Origin of the sequence: Roseibium sp. (assembly GCF_048261595.1) — a bacterium.
Lineage (GTDB): Bacteria > Pseudomonadota > Alphaproteobacteria > Rhizobiales > Stappiaceae > Roseibium.
This window is the reverse complement of record NZ_JBLXFW010000001.1, coordinates 1,527,669-1,548,093: the sequence shown is the minus strand read 5'-3', so window position 1 is coordinate 1,548,093 and position 20,425 is coordinate 1,527,669. Positions and strand designations below refer to the sequence as shown.

The following is a 20,425-nucleotide window of genomic DNA, read 5'->3' as shown; positions in this document are numbered from 1 at the left end:
CCTTTCTGTTTTCGAGGCGTTCCTTTGCCGTTGACGCTGCCGCTTCAGTTCGCGGCGCCGGCCACGGCGGCATACCAGTCCGGGTCGCTGAGTTCCAACGGCTCGCTTACAACGCCATTGCCTCCACCGATATGGACATCGGCAACCCCGTAGACGAACAGCCCCCCTGCCGTTCTGTTCACCAGCGCTGCCCGCTCAACCAGATCCTCGTCGCCCATCTGGCAATGGGCGTAGCTGGTCAGCATGGATTTGCCGCCTTCGGTCACCCACTCAGAGCCTGAGGAAAAGCTGCCGTCACAGGCCTTGGCCGAATCCGCGATGATCTGGGCCATGATCTCCTGCTCGTTGGTGTAGGAGCCAGCCTGCAGGATATGCGCGACGATGGTCCGGTTGTCGTCCGCGGCAACGGCGTGAAGGCCCTGGAAGCTCGGCTTGCGCTGGTCTTCCGGTAGAAGTTTGAGACCGGTAACGCGAGCCTGACCCATGAGGTTGAAGAGCGCCTGGGTGGCTTCCACCTGCAAGGTGGCATTTGCCGAGGTCTCTCCGCCAAGCGGTGCAGGGCCGGACGGGGCGCTGCCGAGCTGGGTCGGAGCCGAGCCGGCCGACGGGCCTCCCGAGCCGTAGCGCGCTAGGTTTGTCTTTACGCAGCGGGCAAGGCGGGCCAGCAGCTTGGAGGTTCCCGTCAGACGGAACTCGTAGGTCTGCTTGCCATCGTAGACGTAAAGAGTTCGGCCTCGGCGGAACCGGGTAATGATGTAGCCATTGTCCGGCATCGGCATGCGCGCCAGCGTGTTGTACTGAACCCGCGCCGTGCCGTGCTGCCAGGGGCCGCGATCAATCCTGTACTGGAGCGGAATGTCCTGGCCTACGGTGAGGTTCCAGCCGGGGGCCGAGAAGCCGATGTACCAGTCATACCTGTTGTCGACCTGAACCGACATGGAGATGCCGCTTCGATAGGAGGCCGAGGCGACGCAGGAACTGAAGGCACCGGTGTTGTCGTCGACATAGGCATCGCCGTTCCAGTTGCCGAGGCGGAAACGCTCGACACTTCCGGCGTCTGCGGAGTGTGACGAAATGATCGCAAGTAATCCCGCGCCCACAATGGCGGAAATCTGTTTCAACATCATGGAATTCCCCAATCCCAATAATCACCATGAACCGGAACGGCGTATCACGACGCACCTAAAAACGGATTAAGTCTGCGGTCGTGTCTTAGGCACTGTCAAAACGATTTGTTCACGTCTGACCGTTTCCAGCAGTACGCCATTCCTCAAGCGGGTACTGCGAGGGCAAATGAATCTATGAATCTTGCCTCACGCCAAATTCGCTGCCGCAGAATCCTCAACATGCTGCAAGAGAAATCCTTTTCTCCAGAAGCCGGTCTCTTTGAAACGCCGTGCCCGCAGTTTCTTGGCGCGAATGGCTAGATTTGCTGCCATGGATGCGATTGTCCGGGAGAGCCGCCCATGAAAGGGCCTGTAGCTGATAAGACCAGAAGACGACTCGATGTCTTCCCGACCTTCTTCAAGGTGGCGGGCCTGCGCGTATGCGTGGTTGGTCATGGCGGTGAGGCAGCTGCCAAGGTTCGTCTTCTCGGCGAGACCAATGCCCGCATCGAGGTAATCTCCGCGGAAATCGAGCCTGAGCTTGCCGAAGCTATGGAAGCCGTCGGCGCCCATCATGTGGCCGCGGATTTCCGGCCGGGACTTCTGACCGGTGCAGCCCTGGTGTTCAGTGCTCGCGAGGACGAGGCATTGGACAAGGCTGTTGTGCAGGCTGCGCGCATCATGGGCGTACCGGCCAATGCCGTCGACAAGCCGCATCTTTGCGACTTCTATACCGGTGCGCTGGTCAATCGCGCGCCGATCGCCGTTGCGATCACCTCCACGGGCGTCGGGCCGGTTCTGGCGCGTCACATCCGTGCGCGGATCGAAGCCATGTTGCCCCGTTCGACCGGTGACCTGGCAGGCCTGGCCGAAAGCTTCCGGAATGCCGCTGTCCGGATGATCCCGGATGGCGCCGCACGCCGCCGGTTCTGGGCGCGGTTCTTCTCCGGCAGCGTCGCGACGAATGTCTATGCTGGCAATACCAGTGCTGCGCGGGCCGAGGCGCAGCGCCTGCTGAACGGGTCTGTCGATGAGCCGGGATATGTCTGGCTGGTTGGGGCCGGTCCCGGCGCAGAGGACCTTCTGACGCTACGTGCGCAAAGACTGCTCCAGGAAGCAGACGTGATTGTCCACGATGCACTGGTTCCGGCTGCGGTCGTGGCAATGGGGCGCCGTGATGCGGAGCGCATTTCCGTCGGCAAGCGCAAGGGAGCGCACTCCGTTCCCCAGAACCGCACAAATGAATTGCTGGTCGAGCTGGCAAGCGCCGGCCAAAAGGTTGTTCGCCTCAAGGCCGGTGATCCGATGGTCTTCGGGCGGGCGGCAGAAGAAATGGATGCCCTGCGTGGAGCGGGTATCGGTTTCGAGGTCGTTCCGGGTGTGACTGCCGCATTCGCGGCTGCCGCTTCCGCTCAGTTGCCGCTGACCTTGCGCGGTGTCGCATCGACGCTTGTCTTTGCCACCGGTCACAATGCCAAGTCCGAGACACTTCCCGATTGGGCGGGCCTTGCGCTGAAGGGCGCGACGGTTGCCGTCTACATGGGCCGTACCGTGGCTGCAGCAGTTGCCGACAAGCTGATTGCCGCCGGTCTTCGTGCCGAGACACCTGTTGCGATCATTGAGAACGCAAGCCACCCGGAAGAACGCCAGTTCTCCGGATGCCTGAAGGATCTGTGTGAGATCAGCGCCCGTCCCGATGTGGACGGACCGGTCCTGATCATCATTGGCGAGGCTGTCGGTCATGCTGCCCTTGAAAGGGCCGAGCCGATCGCAGCTGCATCGCTGAAACAAGAATTTGCTGCCTGAGGAGAGAGGCAATGAAAGTCATTACCGCCAACCGTTTGCTTGACGGCGAAGTCGTCTGGCAGGGCGCCGACGGCGCATGGGTTGAGCTTCTGCCGCAGGCCCAGGTCCTCGAGGGCAAGGAAGACGTCGCGGCGGCATTGGCGCTCGCCGAAAAGTCGGTCGCCAACCGTGAAGTCGTCGAGGCCTATGCGATCGATGTGAAGGATGAAGACGGGCGGATCGTACCGGTTCGCCTTCGGGAAGTGATCCGGGCTGCCGGCCCGACAACGCATCCGGCACTGGGCAAGCAGGCCCGCCCGGCAGTGGTCTGAAGCTGGCCGGACACGAACACAATCAACGGCAGCGCCTGAAATACCGGCAGCGCCTGGAACGGAGTAGAAAAATGTACCGTTACGATGAATTCGACCAGGGTTTCGTCACCCAGCGCACCGAGCAGTTCAAGGACCAGGTGCGCCGCCGTCTGGCTGGTGAGCTGACCGAGGAAGAGTTCAAGCCGCTGCGCCTGATGAACGGCCTTTATCTCCAGCTCCATGCCTACATGCTGCGTGTCGCCATTCCCTACGGCACGCTGAACAGCCGCCAGATGCATAAGCTCGCGCACATCGCCCGAACCTATGATCGCGGATATGGCCATTTCACCACCCGCCAGAACATCCAGTACAACTGGCCGAAGCTGGAGGACACTCCGCGCATTCTTGAGGAGCTCGCAGAGGTCGAGATGCACGCCATCCAGACGTCGGGCAACTGCATTCGCAACGTGACAGCTGACCATTTCGCCGGCGCTGCGGCCGACGAGATCGCAGATCCGCGTCCTTACGCCGAGATTCTGCGCCAGTGGTCGTCGCTGCATCCGGAGTTCTCCTTCCTGCCGCGCAAGTTCAAGATCGCCATCACCGGCGCTCCGCATGACCGTGCCGCTGTGCAAGTGCATGACATCGGCCTGCAACTCACTCGCAACGACGCTGGCGATATCGGCTTCGTGGTGTTTGTTGGTGGCGGCCTGGGTCGTACGCCAATGATCGGCCGCAAGGTTCGCGACTATTTGCCTGAAGAGGATCTGCTGGCCTATTCCGAGGCGATCCTGCGTGTCTACAACCGCTACGGCCGTCGCGACAACAAGTACAAGGCGCGCATCAAGATCCTCGTTCACGAGACGGGTCTGGAAGAGCTGAAGGCAGACATCGAGGCGGAATTCGAGAAGATCCGCTACGGCGTTCTGCGTCTGCCTGAGGAAGAAGTTCGCCGCATTGAGGCTTACTTCGCACCGCCTCCGCTGGAAGTCCTGCCGGAAACCGATGCCGGTTTCCAGGCGCGTCAGGCTTCAGACAAGGCCTTCGCACAGTTTGCGCTGAACAACCTGAACCCGCACAGGGTTCCGGGCCACACCAGCCTGACCATATCCATGAAGCCGATCGGCGGCATTCCCGGAGACGCTTCGGACGCGCAGATGGACGTGATCGCGGATTTGGCAGAGCGGTATGGCCACGACGAGATCCGCATCAGCCACGAGCAGAACGTCATCCTTCCGCATGTCAGGTTGTCCGACGTTCCGGCGATTTTCGACGTGCTGGTCGCCAATGGCATGGCCGAGGGCAACTCGGGTCTGATCACCGACATCATCGCCTGCCCGGGCATGGATTACTGCGCGCTTGCAACAGCCCGTTCCATCCCGGTTGCCCAGCGGATTTCCGAGCGCTTCGGCGACGCCGAGCGTCAGAACCAGATTGGTGAGTTGAAGATCAAGATCTCCGGCTGCATCAACGCCTGTGGCCACCACCACGTCGGTCACATCGGCATTCTTGGCCTGGAAAAGAAGGGCGAGGAATTCTACCAGATCACGCTAGGCGGCTCGGCCAACGAGAATTCCTCGATCGGCGAGATCGTCGGCCGTGGCTTCTCTTCCGAGGAAGTCGTTGATGCCATCGAGAACCTGGTCGACACCTACATCGGCCTGCGGAGCAGCGACGATGAGAGCTTCCTCGAAGTTTACAGAAGGCTCGGTGACGAACCCTTCAAGGAGGCGCTATATGGCACTGGCTGAGGCAACGGAAAAATCCCGCGTCAAACCGCTGTCGCCGGAAGATGAGGTTGCTGCGCTGAACGCCCGATTCGAAGGAGCGACGGCTCAGGAAATCCTGGCGTTTGCGATCCGTGAAGGCTTTGTTGGCGACATTGCCATGGTTTCAAGCTTCGGGGCGGACTCTGCCGTATTGCTGCATATGGTGGCGCAGGTCGATCCTGAAACGCCGGTGGTGATGGTCGATACCGGAAAGCTGTTTCCCGATACATTGCGCTATCGGGACCAACTTGCGGAAGCGCTTGGTCTGACCAACGTTCAATCGCAGAAACCGGCGAAGGATGATCTCTCGGAGGTGGACCCTTCGGGCATGCTCTGGATGAGCGACACTGACGCGTGCTGCCACGTGCGCAAGGTGCTGCCGCTGGATGTGGCGCTCGAGGGATATGGCGCCTGGATTTCCGGGCGCAAGCGCCACCAGGCGGCGACGCGTTCGTCCCTGTCTTTCTTCGAATGGGAGAACGGCAAGGTGAAGGTGAACCCGCTTGCAGACTGGAGCGCGGCGGATATCATTTCCTACGCGAAGGCCCGCGAGCTTCCGCCACATCCGCTGGTGGCCCAAGGCTATCCGTCGATCGGATGTCTGCCGTGCACGTCGAAGGTCAAGCCGGGCGAGGACCCGCGCGCGGGCCGCTGGCGTGGACAGGACAAGACCGAGTGTGGCATCCATCTGGCAAGCCATGGCCGGGAAGTTGACGGCAGCGGTATATAAGTCACGCAATGGCAGCGGGCCGGTAGGCCCGCGCCGGCCACGAGATCAAGCGATCCCCGCGCAAACATCTGGGGAACTGAAGGACGCGAAACGGCAATGACGAAGATCTTTTCAAACGGCAGCCTCACCGACGAGGAATGGATCCGCGTATCCGGCGAAGACGAACTGCCGGCAGAAGGCAATCTTCTTCTGTCCCTGGATCGCTATCTGGCCGAGGCTGATGCCCTGAACGCCTCGGGACGTTCCATCGCCGTCCTGATCTGCGCCGGCGAGGACGTCGCCCGCCTCAAGGATCATCTCTCCAGTCTCCGTCTCGTCGCGGTTGAATTTCCCAAGTTCACGGACGGTCGTGGTTTCTCTGCTGCCCGTGTTCTTCGTGAGCAGCTGGCCTACGGCGGCGATATTCGCGCGGTTGGCGACTATATCCTCGACCAGGTCCCGCTCATGCGCCGTTGCGGCGTGTCCAGCTTCGAACTGACCAAGCCCGAGGTTCTGAAGGCTCTTGCCAACGGCGAATGGCCTGAAGTGACCAAGTATCTTCAGCCGGTTGGAACCGTCGAGGAAATTCCGGCCGGAACCCGCCCGTGGGCACGCCAGTCGCTTCGCGAAGTCTCCCAGGCGGCCGAGTAATCTGCAGGCTAAGCCTCCCGGACTGATTGCCTCCCGCCGATCACAAGGCTACCGTTTTCTCCGCTACGGGAGGAGCGAAGGGAATGAGCAACAGACTGGAAGGAAAAGTCGCCATCGTGACCGGAGCCGGATCCGGCTTTGGCGAAGGGATTGCACGGCGCTTTATTGCCGAGGGCGCAAGGGTCGTGCTCGCCGATATCAATGGCGAGGCGGTCAGCGGGCTTGCCCATGAATTGGGTGATGCCTCGCTTGCCGTGACCGCCGATGTCACGAACAAGGCAGATGTCGAGGCAATGATCGCCGCCGCGACCAGTGGCTTTGGCCGGCTCGACATTCTCGTCAACAACGCCGGATATACCCATCGCAATTGCAGCCTGATGGATGTAAGCGAAGACGACTTCGACCGCATCATGGCGGTCAATGCCAAGGCGATATATCTCTCCACCCTGCACGCGGTTCCGGTGATGGAGGCTCATGGCGGTGGAGTGATCCTCAATACCGCCTCGACAGCGGGTCTTCGGCCGCGTCCGGGGCTTACCTGGTACAACGCATCCAAGGGGTTTGCGATCACGGCTACCAAGTCGATGGCCGTCGAACTGGCGCCGAAGAAGATCAGGGTGAATGCCCTGTGTCCGGTGGCGGGCGAAACCGCAATGCTCGACCGTTTCATGGGCGAGGATACGCCCGAGCGGCGCGCCATGTTCAAGGCGACGATCCCGCTCGGCCGCTTTTCAACGCCGGACGACATCGCCAACGCAGCACTTTACCTCGTCTCCGATGAAGCCCAGTTCATCACCGGCGTCGCCCTGGAAGTCGACGGCGGGCGCTGTGTGTGATGCTCGACATGATTGGTTTGGATATGCCCGGCCGGAAACGCTTCCGTCCTAATATCTATACCAGACGAACAGGCCGGCTCGACCGCTTTCGGCCTGGCCCCTTTCCTTGACGATAGGGCTGTCGGCAAACTCGCCGAGGAGCACTGACCCGCCGGCCAGTGCTCCCACGCCCCAGCTTTCGCTGAAAGCATAGCGTGCCGACACATCAAGCGAGAGATCCCTGAAACCGGAATCAGCGCTATACTGGGACAGCCCACTTGCCGCTGCTCCGCTCGCAGTCACGGAATAGTATGCGTCGGCGTGTTTTCCGTCGACGTAGGTGGTAGAAAGATCGAGCCCGAATGCGAGCCGCTCCGTCGCATTGACCTCGTAGCCCAGGCCGAAAGTGGCGGTCGTTCCGCTATCTCCCATGACGTCATGGGCGATCTCGAAGCTGGCACCAATGCTGTCGCGTTCGAGCATGAGTCCATCGTAGCCGGCACCGAATGCGCCACCCAGCCAGAGTTCCTCGTCCACTTCCGGCAGTTTCTTCAAAATACTGTCTGAAAGGTCTTTCCTCCCGCCTCCGTAGGCGACGAGGGGACCGGCATAGACGGATTCGAACGGCAGCACGTTGGCGGTAATCTGAGTTCCCGTCAGCTTGATGTAAAATGGTCCCTTCTGCAGCGTTCCGATCAGCGCCGGGAGTGCCGAATAGTCTGAAGACCCCAGGAATTCCGGGGCGACAAGGGCCCCTGCACCGACAAAAAGCCCCCAGTCCCTTTGCTCATCAGCTATTGCCGGTAGGGCAAGGAGTACATGACTTGCAACGCCAAGAGTGCGGACATAACACTTACCGAACATGGATCCATCCTGTAGGGCTGAACAACGCAATATAGTCAGTGTCTACATTTGGATCGGGATTGCGTCAACGAAAATATTGACAGTGTCAACTTACGGAGGGCCGGGGACTGGCCGACACGAACTATCACCACGGAAACCTCAAGCAGGCTCTCATCGAGGCAGGCCTGGAGATTCTGCGCGAAGAAGGGCTGGGCGGGCTCTCGTTAAGAGCCTGTGCAGCAAGGGTTGGCGTTTCTCACGGAGCACCGAAAAACCATTTTGCCTCGATGGCAGTTCTACAGGCAGCAATCGTGGCCGAAGGTTTCAGGCTGTTTGCTGCCACGATGCGCGATCACGTTGCGGCAGCACCAAAAGAAGGGCGGGCACAAGTTCTTGCGATCGCGACTGGCTACGTCGAATTTGCAGTTGGCAATCCGGATTTGTTCCGCCTGATGTTTTCGATGGAACGGCAGCTGGACATTTTCCCGGACTTGCTACCTGCCAGCCGGGAGGCCTACGCGGTCCTGCGCGATGTCAGCAAATGGGTTGAAGCGAAGGACAGGCACTCGGCTGAAGGCCGAGTTGCAGTCGAAACGATGCTTTGGACCTGGGTACATGGTTATGCATGTCTGAAGGTCAACCGACAGTTCTACACGTCCAATGCCGAAATTGGCCGGGACCCGGAACTGGCAGATGTCATGCCGGCGTTCGACTATATGGACGCCACAGACGTTGAGCCCGAGGCCTGACGGAACCCGAAATATGCGCCGGGTTCCGCCGTTTCGTCTTGTATATCAGACTTTGCCCTGGCGCTTGAGTTCCGCGTAGGTGTCGTCCAGCGTCTTCCGTGCGATTGCGACAAGCTGATCTGCTTCCTCGTGGCTCAGGACCAGCGGTGGGGAAATGATCATGCTGTCACGCACGGCGCGCATGACCATGCCGTTCTGGAAAGAGATGTCGCGGCACAGCGTTCCCACCGTTCCAGTGTCGGCGAAGGCCTTCTTGCGATTGCCCTTTTCAGGAACCAGTTCCAGTGCCCCGATGAGGCCCTTCATGCGGGCTTCCCCGACGAGCGGATGATCGCCGAGGGCGATCCATCGTTCCTGGAGATAGGGGCCGATGTCGTTGGCAACGCGCTCGACGATCTTCTCGCTTTGCATGATCTCGAGGTTGGCAAGTGCTGCCGCGGCACAGGCCGGGTGCCCGGAATAGGTATAGCCGTGGTAGAATTCGCCGCCCTTGTCGATCAAGCCCTCGGCAACTCGGTCTGATACCATGACGCCGCCAATCGGCAGATATCCGGAAGACAGGCCCTTGGCGATGGGCATCAGATCCGGCTCCAGGCCATAGTAGTCCGATCCGAACCAGGTGCCCAGGCGGCCGAAGCCGCAAATGACTTCGTCGGCAACGAAGAGGATGTTGCGCTCGGACAGGATCCTCTTGATTTCCGGCCAGTATGTTTCGGGCGGAATGATCACGCCCCCGGCGCCTTGAATCGGCTCGGCAATAAAGGCGCCGACCTTGTCTTCACCGATCTCGTCGATCGCCTGTTCAAGCTGGCGGGCAATCTCGATGCCGAATTCCTCCGGGGTCGTATCGCCTCCTTCGCCAAACCAGTAGGGCTGGTCGATGTGATAGACGCCCGGCACCGGCAGGTCACCCTGGTGGTGCATCGCCTTCATGCCACCAAGGCTGGTGCCGGCCAGGGTTGAGCCGTGGTAACCGTTCCAGCGCCCGATGATGACCTTCTTGTCCGGTTGGCCCATCTGGTCCCAGTAGTGGCGGACCATGCGAAACACGGTGTCGTTGGCCTCGGAACCGGACGAACAATAGAAAACCCGGTTCATATGCGGCGGTGCGAGTTCAGCCAGCTTCTGCGACAGGGCAATCGCAGGCGGATGCGTCGTCTTGAAGAAGGTGTTGTAGTAGCTGAGCTCGCTCATCTGCTTGTGAACGGCTTCGATGATTTCCTGCCGGCCATGGCCAACCTGCACGCACCATAGCCCGGCCATACCGTCGAGGATGCGATTGCCTTCCGAGTCCGTCAGCCATATGCCCTGCGCCCCGGTGATAATCCGAGTGCCTTCGGCGTTCAGGGCTTTCGTATCGGTGAACGGATGGATGTGATGGGCGGCATCGGTCGCCTGAAGGGCTGCAGTTGGGTAGACATTCGAAGCGGCCGGCATAAAGGTCCTCTCCTGGGTGGTAGAAGCAAGGTTCGATGGCAGATCAGACGTTCAGAAGCAGATATTCCCGCTCCCACGGACTGATGACCGACATGAAGGTTTCAAATTCTTCCTGCTTGATCGCGCGATAGGTCTCGACGAACTTTTCGCCGAAGATCTCACGGATTTCCGCACTGCTCTCGAAAAGGGCGACAGCTTCAGGCAGGCCACGGGGCAGGGCCTTTTGCAACTGGCTGCAATCCCCCGAACGTGGTTCGTCAGGCGTCAGGTTGTTGGTGATCCCGAGATAGCCGCAGGCAAGCGATGCTGCGATGGCCAGGTATGGATTGGCGTCCGAGCCCGGTACCCGGTTCTCAAGGCGGCGCGCCTGCGGCGGAGAGTAGGGTACACGAAGGCCGACCGTGCGATTGTCGTAACCCCAGTACACGTTCACCGGAGCGGTGGAGCTGCGCGAGAAGCGCCGGTAGGAGTTCACGAAGGGCGCCATTATGCAGGTGACGTAAGGCAGGTACTGCTGGTGTCCGGCGATGAACGACAGGAACGCAGGTGTTTCATTCCCGTCCGCATCCGAGAAGATGTTCTCGCCAGTAGTCGCGTCGATGACAGACTGATGAATATGCATGGCCGAGCCCGGCTGATTGGACATGGGCTTCGACATGAAGGTTGCATACATCTCGTGACGCAGCGCCGCCTCGCGAATTGTCCGCTTGAACAGGAAGACCTGGTCGGCGAGCTCAAGAGGGTCGCCGTGGCGCAGGTTGATCTCCATCTGCGCTGCGCCTTCCTCGTGGATCAGCGTGTCGATCTCCAGGCCCTGCTGTTCCGACAAGTCGTAGATGTCGTCGATCAGCTCGTCGAATTCATTGAGCGCGGAGATGGAGTAGGACTGACGGCCGACTTCCGGACGGCCGGAACGCCCCGTCGGCGGCTCCAGCGGATAGTCCGGATCGGTGTTCGGGCGGACCAGATAGAATTCGATCTCCGGCGCGACCATGGCCTGCCAGCCCTTGTCCTCGTAGAGCCTGATGACCCGCTTGAGGATGTTTCGGGGCGCCGTCTCGACCGGGTCACCCTCCCGGGTATAGGCGTCGTGGATCAGCTGCCCCGTCGGGTCCGCCTCCCAGGGAACAGACGTGAGTGTCCCGTAGTCTGGCCGGAAATAAAGGTCCCCATCGGTCGGGTTGTGCTGAAAGCGGTCGTCGTCCTCCGGATAGCTTCCAGAGATTGTCTGCGCAAAGATCGAAGCGGGCATGGTCATCACGGAACCGGAGAAAAATTTCTCGGTCGGCATCATCTTGCCGCGGGCGACGCCTGCCAGGTCCGGTACGATGCATTCGATGTCAGCAATATTCCGCTCCTGGAGCCAGGTGCGCGCACCCTCCAGGCCGTCGACCCCCCTCAGGCTGCCGTTAGGGGAAACTTGCTGGACGGTTTCGTCATTGCTCACGGTCTGCTCCGGGGTTGCAGCATCAGGTCGGTCCGATGTCAGGATCCGAGGGGATCGGATGAGGCGATCGATGCTTGTCTATTTTGTGATCACAAAACTGCTAAGTCAATGGCCTGAACTTATGTCCTGGCGCTTCGACATCCCGTTTCGTTGCGGTTCACCGCGAGTGAAAAGGTCAGGTCTGCGGCAGTTCGGTTCGGCCAAGAATACCCATACCATCTCGAATGTCGGCGGCAACCGCTGTCTTCAGGGCTTCGGCGTTTCCTTCCCGGATCGCGCGTATCGCTTCTTTGTGCCAGTCGATCAGGTTAGCCGTGCCCACGCGCCCGTAAACGGTGCGCATGAAAGGGGCGAACTGTAGCCACAGGCTTTCGACCAGGGGCAGCAGAATGCATGAAGACGAGGCCGCGTAAATTCGAAAATGGAAAAGGTGATTGAGCCGCATGTAGGCTTCTGCGTCGCCCGTGCCGATGCAGGCATCAATCTCCAGATCGATGCCCTCCAGTGCCCTGGCATCAACTTCGCCGACATGACCGATCGCCATCTCCGCGAGTTGAGGTTCCAGCAAGAGCCTTGCTTTCAGAAGCTCATCGAACCTTGTTGGTGTCATTTCAGGAACCTGAACGCGGCCGTTCGGCTGGATATCGAGAGCGCGTTCGGCAGCCAGTCGCTGAATTACCTCGCGCACCGGCATTGGGCTCACGCCAAGTTCCTGGGCAAGTCCGCGCAGCGTCACCGCCTTGCCGGGTATGAAGCGTCCGGTGATCAGGGCAGAACGGATGGCCTCGTCGACCTGCGCGCGCGCGGCTCCACGACGTGGTCCTTTTGAGGCGGAAGCGGCCTCTGGACCTGCGTTCGCAGGCACGCTGGATTTTGAGCGGCTGTCGACTGACCTCGTCACGCGTTGCGACCTCAAACGGTTGGTGCTCTGCCGGCAAAGCGGGCAATGAGTGCCTCGATGTCCGCCTTGACACTCCAAATTGAACGTGATCACATTTTCACAATTGGCGCAACTAAAGCGCTGGCTGGGGCAGATGGCTTCCGTCAGTGAAAACAAGAAAGCACTCGGATCCAAATGGTGGACCTGCCACATCAGACCCTCGAACATCCGGCCGAACCGGGTTGGAAGAAGCATGTCGATGCCTTCATCGCCGAACACCCGGACCTGGACACGGTGGAAGTCGTGCTTCCCGATACCAACGGTGTTCTGCGTGGCAAGTGGCTGCCGGGTGGTGCGGTCAGCAAGGTGTTCGAGGGCGGGGTCGCGTTTCCCTTCTCGCTCTTTGGACTTGATGTCTGGGGCCGGGAAGTCGAGAGCACCGGAATGCATATCGAGACCGGCGACAAGGACGGGGTCTGCTGGCCGATACCGGAGACGCTGAAACTTGTTCCGTGGACAGAGCGGAAGACTGCTCAGGTGCTGTTGTCCATGTATGACCGCGACGGCGTTCCGTTCCTGTCCGATCCGCGTCACGTGTTGAAGAGAATGGTCGACAAGCTGGCCGACTATGGTCTGTCAGCTACCTGTGCTTTCGAGCTTGAGTTCTATCTCCTGGAAGAAAGCGACGGCGACTGGAGCGAGCAGCCCAAGCCTCTTTTCTCGACCCATCTCGGTCCGGCGCGCCAGAACATGTATGCGCTGTCCGATCTGGAAGCGTTGCTTCCGGTCGTCGACGATTTGCGCCGCGCCGCCGACATGCAAGGCATTCCGGCGGATGCAGCTGTCTCCGAAGCAGCGCCCGGACAGTTTGAACTCAATCTTCATCATCGCAAGGATCCGCTTCTGGCGGCCGACGATGCGGTGCTGCTGCGGCGCTTGGTGCAAGGGGTCGCGCGCAAGCACAATCTGAAGGCGTCCTTCATGGCCAAGCCGTTCGTTGAATGGCCGGGCAACGGCATGCATGTTCATGTTTCGATGGAAGACAAGAACGGGAATATCTTTGCGGACCCCGACCAGGGATCCGAGCGCCTGGGTCATGCGATTCAGGGGTTGTTGGACACGATGCCAGAGGCGTTGCTCCTCTTTACCTCAACTTTCAACGGCTTCCGCCGCATGCAGCCTGGATCCTACGCGCCAACCTCCATCTGCTGGGGCTTCGACAACCGATCGGTTGCCCTGCGGGTCCCGGCCAGCTCGCCTGAAGCGGCTCGTATCGAGCACAGGATCGCAGGCGCTGACGCCAATCCCTATTTCGTTCTCGTTGGTGTCCTTGCAGGGATGCTTGAAGGGCTGGAGAAAAAGAAGGCGCCACCACCACCGGTCGTCGGCAACGCCTACGAGAAAAAGCACAAGCGCCTGACACCCTGGATGGACGAGGCCATTGATGCCTTCGAGGCGTCTGAAAGGATGAAGGAGGCCGTCGGACCGGAAATGCATAAGGTGTTGACGGAAATCAAGAAAGAAGAGCTGAATGAATTCGGCCGTGAAATATCGAGTTTGGAACGCCAGACTTACCTCTAGCGTTGTCGATTGAAATGCCTTTGAACCTGGAACAGGTTGCAGATTGTCTTCGCATTTGTTGCAATGGTTCAAAACCCGATAGACGGCATTGGAGCCGTCATGGGAACAAGATAAAAAGCCTATGGAGCGGCGCAGCTGTTCTACCTTCTGGAGTGGAGTTAAACATTATGATCAAGGGTATCCTGACTGGGGTTGCCGCGCTCGGCCTGATGGCCGGCTCCGCGCTGGCCCAGGAGCGCGTAGTCAACGTCTACAACTGGTCCGATTATATCGATGAGTCGATCCTTGAAGATTTCACCAAGGAAACCGGCATCAAGGTTGTCTACGACGTCTTCGACAGCAACGAGATCCTCGAAACGAAACTGCTCGCAGGCGGTACCGGCTACGATGTCGTTGTCCCGACCGGCACGTTTCTCGGTCGCCAGATCCAGGCCGGCGTTTTCCAGAAGCTGGACAAGTCAAAGCTGCCGAACCTGAAGCACATGTGGAAGGATATCGAGGATCGTCTTCTGAAGTATGATCCGGGCAACGAGCACGCAATCAACTACATGTGGGGCACGACCGGGATCGGCTACAGCGTCGAGAAGATCAAGGAAATCATGCCGGATGCTCCCATTGGCAGCTGGGACATGATCTTCAAGCAGGACGTTGTCTCGAAGTTTGCAGATTGCGGTATCTTCGTTCTCGACACGCCCGAGGAAATGGTGCCCGCAGCACTCAACTACCTGGGCCTCGACCCCGATTCCAATGAACCGGCCGACATCGAAAAGGCCGGCGAACTGCTGCTTTCGGTTCGTCCCTATATCCGCAAGTTCCACTCGTCCGAGTACATCAATGCGCTGGCGAACGGCGACATCTGTCTGGCGGTGGGCTGGTCCGGCGACATTCTTCAGGCACGTGACCGCGCAGCTGAAGCCGGGAACGGCGTGAGGGTTGAATACGTCATTCCAAAGGAAGGCGCCCTGATGTGGTTCGACAACATGGCGATCCCGGCGGACGCGCCGCATGTCGAAGAGGCACACGAGTTCCTGAACTTCATCATGCGTCCGGAAGTGGCTGCGAAAGCGTCGAACTACATCTTCTACGCCAACGGCAACAAGGACAGCCAGGAGCTGATCGACGAGGAAGTCCTCAAGGATCCGGCGATCTACCCGGATGAAGCCACCGTCCAGAAGCTCTACACGACCACGACCAAGCCCGCGAAGGTTTCTCGCGTTCAGAACCGGGTATGGACCAAGGTCAAGAGCGGCCAGTAATACGCTCTCTGGAGTGCTCCAATATTGTCCGGGCCCGCTGTGGGGGGGCCCGGATCTCCTCGGTGCTTTTGGGTGGGGTGTAGGATTTGGTCAAGAAACCAGTTGGACCGGTGCGGCGTTCATTTGCGCCCTGGGATGATCCGGCAGCCAAGCCATTCATTGAGTTTCGCAACGTCACGAAGCGCTTTGGCGACTTCACGGCTGTCGACAACCTCAGCCTGAAGATTTACGAGCGCGAGTTCTTTGCCCTGTTGGGCGGGTCCGGCTGCGGCAAGACCACGATGATGCGGATGCTGGCAGGCTTCGAGAACCCGACGGAAGGCCAGATCTTCCTGGATGGGCAGGACCTTGCCGGTGTGCCGCCCTATCGGCGGCCGGCGAACATGATGTTCCAGTCATATGCTCTGTTCCCGCACATGAGCGTCGAGGCGAACATCGCCTTCGGCCTTAAGCAGGACAAGATGCCCAAGGCGGAGATAGAGGCGCGTGTGGCGGAAATGCTGCGCTTGACCAAGCTTGAAAAATTCGCCAAGCGCAAACCGCACCAACTGTCTGGAGGTCAGCGCCAGCGTGTTGCGCTTGCGCGGTCGCTGGCAAAGAAGCCCAAGGTTCTGCTGCTTGACGAGCCGCTTGGAGCGCTCGACCGAAAGCTGCGCGAGGAAACACAGTTCGAGCTGATGAATATTCAGGAAGAGCTGAAAACAACCTTCCTGATCGTAACTCATGACCAGGAAGAGGCAATGACAGTTGCCGATCGCATCGCGGTCATGGATGCAGGCAAGATCGTCCAGGTGGCGACGCCTGCTGAAATCTACGAGATGCCGAACTCGAAGTTCGTCGCGGACTTCATCGGCGATGTGAACATGATCGAGGGCAAGGTGCTCGAGACGTCGGAGGCAGGAACACGCCTGCAGGCGACGGGGCAGGAGTTCGTCATCGACACCGTTCAGACCACCACCGCAAATGTTGGCGACACCGTTTGGTATGCAGTCCGGCCGGAAAAGATCCGCATCGCTCACGGGTCGGACGAGGTGGCGGGGGTGAACCGCGTCGGCGCGGAAGTCTGGGACATCGCCTATCTTGGCGACGTTTCGATTTTCCATTCCCGCGTCAACGAGGGCATGACCCTGCGGTCGACCGTGGCCAATGTCACGAGACTGGTCGAGCGCCCAATCTCCTGGGACGACAAGGTCGTCCTGACCTGGGAACGCGACGCCGGCGTAATCCTGACAGGCTGAGGTGGACACCATCATGAGCGAAGCTGCGAGTGAAGTGATCGAAAACGACAGGCCGCGACGCACGGTCGGCGGATGGTTTCTGATCGCGTTGCCTTATGCCTGGTTGTTCCTGTTCTTTCTGGCGCCGTTCCTGATCGTCTTCAAGATTTCGCTTTCGGAAGTTGCCGTCGCAATCCCTCCCTATCTGCCGACCTTCGATCTGGCGGACGGATGGGCGGGCATAAAGGATAACCTGGCGACCTTTTCCTTCGACAATTACGTCTGGCTGACGGAGGATGACCTCTACTGGAAATCGTATCTGTCCAGCGTCAGCATCGCGGCCGTATCCACACTGATTACCCTGCTCGTCGGCTATCCGGTCGCCTACGGAATGGCTCGCAGCCCGAAAGAGTGGCGGCCAACGCTGCTCATGCTTGTTATCCTGCCGTTCTGGACGAGTTTCCTGATCCGAGTATACGCCTGGATCGGGATCCTGAAGAACGAAGGGCTGCTGAACCAGCTGCTGCTTGCGCTGGGCATTATCGATGAGCCTCTGATCATCATGAACACGACGATCGCGGTCTATATCGGCATTGTCTATTCCTACCTGCCGTTCCTGGTTCTGCCGCTTTACGCAAGCCTGGAGAAACTGGACATCAGCTTGCTGGAGGCGGCAGAAGATCTGGGTTGCCCGCCGTGGAAGGCATTCTGGAAAATCACCCTGCCGTTGTCGCTGCCCGGCGTCGTGGCCGGCTGCTTCCTTGTCTTCATTCCCGCCGTCGGTGAATTCGTTATTCCGGATCTGCTCGGTGGGTCCAACACCCTGATGATCGGCAAGACGCTCTGGGTCGAGTTCTTCGCCAACCGGGACTGGCCGGTGTCGTCGGCGGTTGCCGTAATCCTGCTCCTGATCCTCGTGGTGCCGATCGTACTGTTCCAGAACCATCAGCAGAAATTGGCGGAGAGGCAGTCATGAGACACGGTCCAAGCTGGTTCAACGTCACGTCTTTGGTGCTCGGTTTCTCGTTTCTGTATCTGCCGATCGTGCTGCTGGTGATCTTTTCGTTCAACGAGTCCCGGCTGGTGACTGTCTGGGGTGGTTTCTCGACCAAATGGTACGTGGAGCTTTTGAAAAATGACCAACTGCTCGATGCGGCGTGGGTGACGCTGAAGGTTGCCTTCATCTCTGCCAGTCTCGCGACAGTTCTTGGAACGTTGGCAGCTTTGGTGCTCGTGCGGTCGGGGCGATTTGCCGGGCGTTCGCTATTCTCGGGGATGATCTTTGCCCCCCTCGTCATGCCTGAAGTGATCCTCGGCCTGTCGTTGCTTCTGCTTTTCGTTGCCGTCGACCAGGCCCGCGGTTTCTGGACCGTCATGCTGGCCCATACGACCTTTGCCATGTGCTACGTCGCGGTGGTCGTGCAATCCCGGCTGGTCGGCTTCGACAAAAGCATAGAGGAAGCGGCGGAGGATCTCGGTTGTCCGCCTGTGAAGACCTTCTTCCTCATCACATTGCCGATCATTCTACCCGGTGTCATTGCGGGCTGGATGCTCGCCTTCACGCTGTCGCTGGACGACTTGGTGATTGCCAGCTTTACGACCGGTCCGGGTGCGACCACCTTGCCCATGAAGATCTACTCGCAGGTTCGACTGGGTGTGACGCCGGAAATCAACGCGGTCTGCACCATCCTTGTGACTTTGGTGACGATCGGCGTCATTGCGGCATCAATCGCCACAAAACGACAGCAGGTCGCCCGTGCCAACGATGAGCGTGCCGCTTTCGGGGCTGGTGACTGACCGGCGTATCTTAAGCCCGTGGCGGTTTGAACAGGTAGATCACAAGCCAGACGGGCACGACGATAAAGGCGCCGAGGATCATGTTGGGCATGGCCCAGTCGATGGCAAGATTGACGTAGACCCAAAGGTCCATCGGTGTGAGATTGACCAGGCCAAGGATATCCGCCGCATCCACGTCGATGAACGAGAGGCCTGCGCCGACGATCAGGGATATCATCGCAATCTTGAAAATGGTCGCCAGGAACTGATACACGCGCCCGCCCAATCGCCTTGTCGGTTTTCCATCCATATGCGCGGGGGCAATCGGAATTGCCTGCGTCCGCAATCTTCCTGTCCCGCCTGATACAGGACAGGTTCGCACCGCGATCCAGGACCTCCAGATGTCGGCGCGAGATCAGGTTAATACTCTAGATACCATATTGATATCGCGGAAGAAGGCTCCCCTGGCTGTTTGTTGGGTCCGGCGAGCGGATTTGCCAAAGAAGGTAAATCGATTCAATTCGCGGTCGCCTGTCAGAAGCTTATTGTGCAGTGCAATTGTCCCTTGACGGATGCGCTGCGCTGCGGTCAAGTGGCTGCCATCCGGCAGGAAAAATCTTCTGGGAGAGTAGAATGAACAAGATATATCCGGACGCAGCTGCTGCGCTGGACGGGCTGGCCTTTGATGGAATGACCATCATGGCGGGGGGATTTGGCCTGTGCGGCATTCCGGAAAACCTGATCACCGCCTTGCGCGATACAGGTACGAAAGACATCACGGCGATCTCCAACAACGCAGGCGTTGATGATTTCGGTCTCGGCCTGCTGCTGCAGACGCGCCAGATCAAGAAGATGATTTCCTCATATGTCGGTGAGAATGCCACCTTTGAAAAGCAGTACCTGAACGGTGAACTCGAGCTGGAGTTCAACCCGCAGGGCACACTTGCCGAGCGCATTCGCGCTGGCGGGGCCGGCATTCCGGGCTTCTACACCAAGACCGGCGTCGGCACGCTGATCGCGGAAGGCAAGGAACACAAGGATTTCAACGGCGAGACCTATATCCTTGAGACCGGTCTGATCGCTGATGTTGCTCTTGTGAAAGCCTGGAAGGCCGACAAGGAAGGCAACCTGATCTACCGGAAGACGGCTCGTAACTTCAACCCGATGATGGCGACCGCAGGCAAGACAACTGTCGTGGAAGTCGAGGAGATCGTTGAAACCGGTTCCTTCGACCCGGATCATATCCACACGCCGGGCATTTTCGTCGACCGGATCATTTCCGGCACGTTCGAAAAGCGCATCGAAAAGCGCACCACGCGCGACGCTTGAGGGACGGAGGAGAATAAAGATGCCCTGGACACGCGATGAAATGGCGAAGCGCGCCGCGCAGGAACTGCAGGACGGCTTCTACGTCAACCTCGGGATTGGTATCCCCACGCTCGTCTCCAACTACATTCCGGAAGGGATCCATGTTGCCCTGCAGTCGGAAAACGGCATGCTCGGCATGGGCCCGTTCCCGACCGAAGACGAAGTCGACGCTGATCTGATCAACGCCGGCAAGCAGACGATCACCGAGCTGCCCCAGACGAGCTACTTCTCGTCTGCAGACAGCTTCGGGATGGTTCGCGGAGGTCATATCGACCTGTCGATTCTCGGTGCGATGGAGGTCTCCGAAAAAGGCGATCTCGCCAACTGGATGATCCCCGGCAAGATGGTCAAGGGAATGGGCGGCGCAATGGACCTGGTCGCCGGTGTCAAGCGCGTCGTCGTCCTCATGGACCACACGTCGAAGGCAGGCGATCCGAAGCTCCTGAAGGAATGTTCCCTGCCGCTGACGGGTGTACGTTGCGTTGATCGGATCATTTCCAATCTTGGCGTGTTTGACGTGACCGTTCATGGTCTGACCGTCGTCGAGCTCGCACCTGACGTGACCCTTGAAGAGGTCAAGGCAAAGACCCAGGCGACGATCATCTAATTGATTGATCAAGCTTCTTGAGAATGAAAGGCCCGCCCATGGCGGGCTTTTTTTGTTGGTGCATCCGTATCATTGCGGGACAGATACCGTCCAAAACATGTGCGCGGTGGGTCCAACG

Annotated in this window: 20 protein-coding genes; 14 read left to right on the top strand and 6 right to left on the bottom strand. The window is 59.3% G+C overall.

What is annotated here, in order from left to right; translation table 11 throughout:
• Positions 1-44: 44 nt before the first annotated feature.
• Positions 45-1,127 (bottom strand): hypothetical protein, encoded by a 1,083-nt coding sequence (locus ACN0SY_RS06955; protein ID WP_417685685.1) that lies wholly within the window; start codon positions 1,125-1,127, stop codon positions 45-47.
• Positions 1,128-1,466: 339 nt separating this feature from the next.
• Between ACN0SY_RS06955 and cysG the strand changes: the two genes are divergently transcribed.
• The 6 genes from cysG (at position 1,467) to ACN0SY_RS06925 (ending at position 7,167) form a co-directional block, all read left to right on the top strand.
• A complete protein-coding gene (gene cysG / locus ACN0SY_RS06950) occupies positions 1,467-2,912 on the top strand; it encodes a siroheme synthase CysG (protein ID WP_417685683.1) in 1,446 nt (481 codons plus the stop codon).
• 11 nt (positions 2,913-2,923) lie between these two features.
• Positions 2,924-3,223, top strand: coding sequence for a DUF2849 domain-containing protein (locus ACN0SY_RS06945; RefSeq protein WP_417685681.1), 300 nt, complete (start codon positions 2,924-2,926; stop codon positions 3,221-3,223).
• Between the two features lie 71 nt (positions 3,224-3,294).
• Positions 3,295-4,953: a nitrite/sulfite reductase gene (locus tag ACN0SY_RS06940; protein ID WP_417685679.1), complete on the top strand. Its 1,659-nt coding sequence runs from the start codon at positions 3,295-3,297 to the stop codon at positions 4,951-4,953.
• On the top strand, positions 4,940-5,701 hold the full coding sequence (locus ACN0SY_RS06935; protein ID WP_417685677.1) for a phosphoadenylyl-sulfate reductase: 762 nt from the start codon (positions 4,940-4,942) through the stop codon (positions 5,699-5,701). Before ACN0SY_RS06940 ends, ACN0SY_RS06935 begins: the two co-directional genes overlap by 14 nt.
• Positions 5,702-5,797: 96 nt before the next feature.
• Positions 5,798-6,331 carry a DUF934 domain-containing protein gene (locus ACN0SY_RS06930; RefSeq protein WP_417685676.1) on the top strand — a complete coding sequence of 178 codons (534 nt, stop codon included), beginning with the start codon at positions 5,798-5,800 and terminating at the stop codon, positions 6,329-6,331.
• Positions 6,332-6,414: 83 nt separating this feature from the next.
• Positions 6,415-7,167, top strand: a complete 753-nt coding sequence (locus tag ACN0SY_RS06925; RefSeq protein ID WP_417685674.1) for an SDR family oxidoreductase — start codon at positions 6,415-6,417, stop codon at positions 7,165-7,167.
• A 48-nt stretch (positions 7,168-7,215) separates the two neighbouring features.
• On the opposite strand, the gene ACN0SY_RS06920 is transcribed toward ACN0SY_RS06925, so the two are convergent.
• The gene (locus ACN0SY_RS06920) at positions 7,216-8,010 is read right to left on the bottom strand and encodes a MipA/OmpV family protein (protein WP_417685672.1); all 795 of its coding nucleotides are present in this window, start codon (positions 8,008-8,010) and stop codon (positions 7,216-7,218) included.
• Between the two features lie 266 nt (positions 8,011-8,276).
• Between ACN0SY_RS06920 and ACN0SY_RS06915 the strand changes: the two genes are divergently transcribed.
• The gene (locus ACN0SY_RS06915) at positions 8,277-8,738 is read left to right on the top strand and encodes a TetR-like C-terminal domain-containing protein (RefSeq protein ID WP_417685671.1); all 462 of its coding nucleotides are present in this window, start codon (positions 8,277-8,279) and stop codon (positions 8,736-8,738) included.
• 45 nt (positions 8,739-8,783) lie between these two features.
• Here the strand turns inward: ACN0SY_RS06915 and ACN0SY_RS06910 are convergent, their stop codons facing one another.
• The 3 genes from ACN0SY_RS06910 to ACN0SY_RS06900 form a co-directional block, all read right to left on the bottom strand.
• Complete coding sequence (locus tag ACN0SY_RS06910; protein ID WP_417685669.1) at positions 8,784-10,175, bottom strand: aspartate aminotransferase family protein; 1,392 nt, start codon at positions 10,173-10,175, stop codon at positions 8,784-8,786.
• Positions 10,176-10,218: 43 nt separating this feature from the next.
• Positions 10,219-11,622: a glutamine synthetase family protein gene (locus tag ACN0SY_RS06905; protein WP_417685667.1), complete on the bottom strand. Its 1,404-nt coding sequence runs from the start codon at positions 11,620-11,622 to the stop codon at positions 10,219-10,221.
• A 175-nt stretch (positions 11,623-11,797) separates the two neighbouring features.
• Entirely contained in the window at positions 11,798-12,523 is a 726-nt protein-coding gene (locus ACN0SY_RS06900) for a GntR family transcriptional regulator (protein ID WP_417685665.1), read from the bottom strand.
• Between the two features lie 174 nt (positions 12,524-12,697).
• Between ACN0SY_RS06900 and ACN0SY_RS06895 the strand changes: the two genes are divergently transcribed.
• The 5 genes from ACN0SY_RS06895 (at position 12,698) to ACN0SY_RS06875 (ending at position 18,353) form a co-directional block, all read left to right on the top strand.
• A complete protein-coding gene (locus ACN0SY_RS06895; RefSeq protein ID WP_417685663.1) occupies positions 12,698-14,083 on the top strand; it encodes a glutamine synthetase family protein in 1,386 nt (461 codons plus the stop codon).
• 170 nt (positions 14,084-14,253) lie between these two features.
• Positions 14,254-15,339: a polyamine ABC transporter substrate-binding protein gene (locus tag ACN0SY_RS06890; protein WP_417685909.1), complete on the top strand. Its 1,086-nt coding sequence runs from the start codon at positions 14,254-14,256 to the stop codon at positions 15,337-15,339.
• Between the two features lie 86 nt (positions 15,340-15,425).
• Entirely contained in the window at positions 15,426-16,577 is a 1,152-nt protein-coding gene (locus ACN0SY_RS06885; RefSeq protein WP_417685661.1) for an ABC transporter ATP-binding protein, read from the top strand.
• 13 nt (positions 16,578-16,590) lie between these two features.
• Positions 16,591-17,532 (top strand): ABC transporter permease subunit, encoded by a 942-nt coding sequence (locus ACN0SY_RS06880; protein WP_417685659.1) that lies wholly within the window; start codon positions 16,591-16,593, stop codon positions 17,530-17,532.
• Positions 17,529-18,353 carry an ABC transporter permease gene (locus ACN0SY_RS06875; protein WP_417685657.1) on the top strand — a complete coding sequence of 275 codons (825 nt, stop codon included), beginning with the start codon at positions 17,529-17,531 and terminating at the stop codon, positions 18,351-18,353. Before ACN0SY_RS06880 ends, ACN0SY_RS06875 begins: the two co-directional genes overlap by 4 nt.
• Positions 18,354-18,363: 10 nt before the next feature.
• Here ACN0SY_RS06875 and ACN0SY_RS06870 read toward each other — a convergent pair whose 3' ends face one another.
• Complete coding sequence (locus tag ACN0SY_RS06870; RefSeq protein WP_417685655.1) at positions 18,364-18,606, bottom strand: DUF6460 domain-containing protein; 243 nt, start codon at positions 18,604-18,606, stop codon at positions 18,364-18,366.
• Positions 18,607-18,965: 359 nt separating this feature from the next.
• Here ACN0SY_RS06870 and ACN0SY_RS06865 point away from each other — a divergent pair, with 359 nt between their 5' ends.
• Together ACN0SY_RS06865 and ACN0SY_RS06860 are read left to right on the top strand one after the other, a co-directional pair.
• Positions 18,966-19,661 (top strand): CoA transferase subunit A, encoded by a 696-nt coding sequence (locus ACN0SY_RS06865; protein WP_417685654.1) that lies wholly within the window; start codon positions 18,966-18,968, stop codon positions 19,659-19,661.
• 19 nt (positions 19,662-19,680) lie between these two features.
• Positions 19,681-20,307 (top strand): CoA transferase subunit B, encoded by a 627-nt coding sequence (locus ACN0SY_RS06860; RefSeq protein ID WP_417685652.1) that lies wholly within the window; start codon positions 19,681-19,683, stop codon positions 20,305-20,307.
• The last annotated feature ends 118 nt before the right edge of the window (positions 20,308-20,425 follow it).

What these genes read in the sequence shown, in the direction of transcription:
- ACN0SY_RS06920 (WP_417685672.1), bottom strand. Translation starts at nt 8,010, where the DNA reads ATGTTCGGTAAGTGTTATGTCCGCACTCTTGGCGTTGCAAGTCATGTA.
- ACN0SY_RS06860 (WP_417685652.1), top strand. Translation starts at nt 19,681, where the DNA reads ATGCCCTGGACACGCGATGAAATGGCGAAGCGCGCCGCGCAGGAACTG.
- ACN0SY_RS06930 (WP_417685676.1), top strand. Translation starts at nt 5,798, where the DNA reads ATGACGAAGATCTTTTCAAACGGCAGCCTCACCGACGAGGAATGGATC.
- ACN0SY_RS06865 (WP_417685654.1), top strand. Translation starts at nt 18,966, where the DNA reads ATGAACAAGATATATCCGGACGCAGCTGCTGCGCTGGACGGGCTGGCC.
- ACN0SY_RS06940 (WP_417685679.1), top strand. Translation starts at nt 3,295, where the DNA reads ATGTACCGTTACGATGAATTCGACCAGGGTTTCGTCACCCAGCGCACC.
- cysG (WP_417685683.1), top strand. Translation starts at nt 1,467, where the DNA reads ATGAAAGGGCCTGTAGCTGATAAGACCAGAAGACGACTCGATGTCTTC.
- ACN0SY_RS06915 (WP_417685671.1), top strand. Translation starts at nt 8,277, where the DNA reads ATGGCAGTTCTACAGGCAGCAATCGTGGCCGAAGGTTTCAGGCTGTTT.
- ACN0SY_RS06925 (WP_417685674.1), top strand. Translation starts at nt 6,415, where the DNA reads ATGAGCAACAGACTGGAAGGAAAAGTCGCCATCGTGACCGGAGCCGGA.
- ACN0SY_RS06895 (WP_417685663.1), top strand. Translation starts at nt 12,698, where the DNA reads ATGGTGGACCTGCCACATCAGACCCTCGAACATCCGGCCGAACCGGGT.
- ACN0SY_RS06910 (WP_417685669.1), bottom strand. Translation starts at nt 10,175, where the DNA reads ATGCCGGCCGCTTCGAATGTCTACCCAACTGCAGCCCTTCAGGCGACC.
- ACN0SY_RS06945 (WP_417685681.1), top strand. Translation starts at nt 2,924, where the DNA reads ATGAAAGTCATTACCGCCAACCGTTTGCTTGACGGCGAAGTCGTCTGG.
- ACN0SY_RS06955 (WP_417685685.1), bottom strand. Translation starts at nt 1,127, where the DNA reads ATGATGTTGAAACAGATTTCCGCCATTGTGGGCGCGGGATTACTTGCG.
- ACN0SY_RS06875 (WP_417685657.1), top strand. Translation starts at nt 17,529, where the DNA reads ATGAGACACGGTCCAAGCTGGTTCAACGTCACGTCTTTGGTGCTCGGT.
- ACN0SY_RS06935 (WP_417685677.1), top strand. Translation starts at nt 4,940, where the DNA reads ATGGCACTGGCTGAGGCAACGGAAAAATCCCGCGTCAAACCGCTGTCG.
- ACN0SY_RS06880 (WP_417685659.1), top strand. Translation starts at nt 16,591, where the DNA reads ATGAGCGAAGCTGCGAGTGAAGTGATCGAAAACGACAGGCCGCGACGC.